The organism is uncultured Campylobacter sp., assembly GCF_938045595.1.
GTDB lineage: Bacteria > Campylobacterota > Campylobacteria > Campylobacterales > Campylobacteraceae > Campylobacter_B.
On the sequence record NZ_CALIBB010000272.1, the window covers coordinates 1 to 3,507 of the forward strand.

Here is a 3,507-nt window from a genome sequence, read left to right on the forward strand (position 1 = left end):
ATCGCCGTTAGCGCGTTCGGCGATGAGGGCGACTACAAGACGGCTTTGGAGCTGGCGGGCAAATTTGACGCCAGAAATCAAAATTTTTACTACACCGATTATCTAAGTAAATTTTACGAGGAATTTGGAGTTTGAAATTTTGACGGTTTAAGGGCCTAGCGCGCTTTGCCTATAAATCAGTCGTCGTTTCTAGCGCGCGGCAAATAATCGTAAATTTACGGCTCGATACTACTTTTTTCATACTCGCAACGGCGAGTGCGATAAAATTTATGCAGAACGTGCATTGGTGGCTCGTGCGGTAAATTTTAGCCGCTTACTCGCAGGCGGGGGTGGTGGTCACCGAAATAGATAATTAAAGCGTGTACGCGACTTAAAATTTTAACTAGATCGGTGCGGATCAAAGCGAATATTTGCGGTGACAATACACACATTCTAAATTTAAATCGCCATAGAACGTAAAATTTAAACCGAGCCCAGCATTTATCTAGCCGTAAAACACGTGCGACGACGTATCTCGCGCGTCGTCACTTAGATTTAGCGGCAAATTTAATAGTAAAATTTTAAAACGTGGCACGATAAAATTTTAAAACAAAATTTCAAGTAGATTTTTAAATATAAAATTTCAAACGGAATCTTAAATGCAGAATTTCAAATAAATTTTAAAATTCCAAGAGTATCATCCCTTGGAGTTTTAAATTTAATGCTTGGCTAGGTAATTTGTGTCGTAGTTATTATCCACGAAATCGGGGTTATTCATCATCCTAAGATGAAAATCGCGCGTCGATTTTATACCGCCGATGATGAGCTCATCTAGCGCGACCTTCATCTTCGCAATCGCACGCGCGCGGTCCTTGTCGTAAACGATGAGCTTGCCGATCATGCTGTCGTAGTAAGGCGGCACCGAGTAGCCCTCATAAACGTGGCTATCCATTCGCACATTTCTGCCGCCCGGAGCGACGTATTTTGTGATTTTGCCCGGGTTTGGCATAAAGCTTTTGGAGTCCTCGGCGGTGATGCGGCACTCAAGCGCATGCCCGCTAAATTTTATCTCGCTTTGAGGTAGCAGCTTCTCGCCCTGCGCGATACGGATCATCCACTCGATCAGATCGAGCCCGCTTCGCATCTCGCTTACGGTGTGTTCGACCTGCAAGCGGGTATTCATCTCGATGAAATAGAATTTTTTATCCTTGCTGTCGTACAAAAACTCAAACGTTCCCGCGCTTGCGTATCCGATCGCCTTAGCGGCGCGAACCGCCGTTTCGTGCAGGCTCTTTCGTGTCGGCTCGTCCAAGATCACGGCCGGGCTTTCTTCGATCAGCTTTTGATGGCGGCGCTGCATCGAGCAGTCGCGCTCGCCGATATGCACGACATGTCCGTGCTCGTCGCCCAAGACCTGAACCTCGATGTGGCGCGGGTTTGTGATATATTTTTCCATATACATCGTGCCGTCGCCGAACGCGCTCATCGCTTCGCTCTCTGCCGACCAAAAGAGCTTTTCGATATCCTCTTCGCGCTCGACCACGCGCATTCCGCGCCCACCGCCACCGGCTGCGGCTTTAATGATGACCGGATAGCCGATTTCGACGGCTAGCTTGCGTGCCTCTTCGACGCTTGCGATCGCGCCGTCGCTGCCAGGCACTACGGGGATGCCCGCGCGCATCATCACTTGCTTAGCCTTGCTCTTATCGCTCATTAAAGTCATTGCCTCGACGCTCGGACCGATAAATTTAATGCCGTGCTTAGCGCAAATTTCTACGAAATTTTGACTTTCGCTCAAAAAGCCGTATCCCGGAAATATCGCGTCAGCTTCGGTTAGCTCGCAGGCTGTGATGATTGCGGGGATATTTAGGTAGCTATCGCTGCTGCGCGGTCCGCCTATACAGACCGACGCGTCGGCGTATTTGACGTAAAGCGCGTCCTGATCGGCGGTGGAGTGCACGACGATGGCTTGCTTGCCCATCTCTTGGATCGTGCGAAGTGCGCGCAGAGCGATCTCGCCGCGATTTGCGATTAGAATTTTCTTAAGCTCCCTCATAGCTTCTCGACCTCAAACAGCGCCATAGCGTATTCGACGGGTTGTCCGTCTTCGACGAGAGCTTTTTTGATGCGGCAGTCGAATTCCGCTTCGATCTCGTTCATAATCTTCATCGCTTCGATGATGCCGATCGTATCGCCCTTATGCACGACCTGGCCTACGCTTACGAACTCTGCCGCACCGGGACTTGGCGCTTTATAAAAAGTACCTACCATCGGGCTGTCGATCGTATCCATCGCGCCTTTTGAGGCGGGCTTATCGCCCACGAGCACATTTACCGCAGGCGCAGCAAGCTGCGGGGCAGGTGCCGGTGCGGCGAGCTGAGGCGTGCTCCCACCGCATGGGCCATATTTTTTTATCTCGATCTCAAAATCTTTATCTTTAATTTTTAGCTCGTTAATGCCCTGCTTTTCGCCGAAAAAATCCATTAACTCTTTGATTTCTGCTTTTGTCATAAATTTCTCCTGAAAAAATTTGCGAAATTTTAGCTAAATTTTTATAATTGTTTCTTTAAATGGATTTTTACGAGAGCTTTTAAAAGGCGCGGCACGGAATTTGCGGTGGATTTGCGAACTGATTTTAAGGATTTATAGGCTGCAATTTGCCTCATTCATTTTAAGCTCGAACTTCGCAAGCGAGACACGGAATTTTGCCGTAAGGGCGCAGGATGATTTTAAATCCTTTAAAAATTTAACGCTTAATTTTACGACCGAAATTCTACGCCCAAGCTCAGAGCGCGAAAATTCCGTGCCTTGCTTTTCTTTAAAATTTTATGCCGAAATATTATTTTAAAGCCTCGCGCCGAAATTCTATCCACGCGAAGCCCTATGTGTTAATGTGTCGCAAAAAGGCTCTGAATTTTCGCTTTATCGCTCGTTTTGCTAAGAGCCAGCATCAGCAGCACGCGCGCCTTTTGCGGATTTAGATTATCTGCGGTTAGAAAGCCTAGCTTTGCGTCGTCCACCTCCGAGCTAACGCTAGTTGAGCCGCTGCCGGTGCGGCTTGAGCGCACGACGATCACGCCCGCTTCGCTAGCCTTTGCGAGCGCGGCCTGCAGATCCGGATATAAATTTCCATTGCCTACGCCCGCTACGATAATGCCCTTAGCGCCCTTTTGCACCGCTGCATCGACCAAATCGCCGCTATCTTGCGCGTGTCCATAGATGATATCGACGCGCGGCAAGGCTTTGAGGTCCTTGATATTAAACTCGCTTGCGACGGTGTGTTTGCGAAGCGGCGCCATATAGAAATTTACGACGCCATAATTTACGGTGCCGATCTTGCCGGAATTCGGCGAGGCAAAAGCCGCAACGTTAGTAGTATTTGTTTTCGTAACCTCGCGCGCGGCGTGGATCTCGTCGTTCATCACTACAAGAGCGCCCTTTTCGCGAGCGTTTTTATCTGCCGCAACGCTTACGGCGTTAAAGATATTTAAAGGGCCGTCCGCACTCATAGAATCAGCGTTTCGCATC

The 3,507-nt window shown here is 48.9% G+C and carries 3 protein-coding genes; all 3 read right to left on the bottom strand.

Annotated features, from left to right (window positions below; translation table 11 throughout):
• Nucleotides 1-697: 697 nt before the first annotated feature.
• Nucleotides 698-2,035: an acetyl-CoA carboxylase biotin carboxylase subunit gene (locus tag Q0340_RS10645; RefSeq protein WP_298083284.1), complete on the bottom strand. Its 1,338-nt coding sequence runs from the start codon at nucleotides 2,033-2,035 to the stop codon at nucleotides 698-700.
• On the bottom strand, nucleotides 2,032-2,490 hold the full coding sequence (gene accB, locus Q0340_RS10650; protein WP_291938704.1) for an acetyl-CoA carboxylase biotin carboxyl carrier protein: 459 nt from the start codon (nucleotides 2,488-2,490) through the stop codon (nucleotides 2,032-2,034). The genes Q0340_RS10645 and accB overlap by 4 nt, the downstream gene beginning before the upstream one ends.
• A gap of 377 nt (nucleotides 2,491-2,867) precedes the next feature.
• Nucleotides 2,868-3,507: asparaginase (locus tag Q0340_RS10655; RefSeq protein ID WP_298083285.1), on the bottom strand; the 640-nt coding region annotated here is incomplete at its 5' end.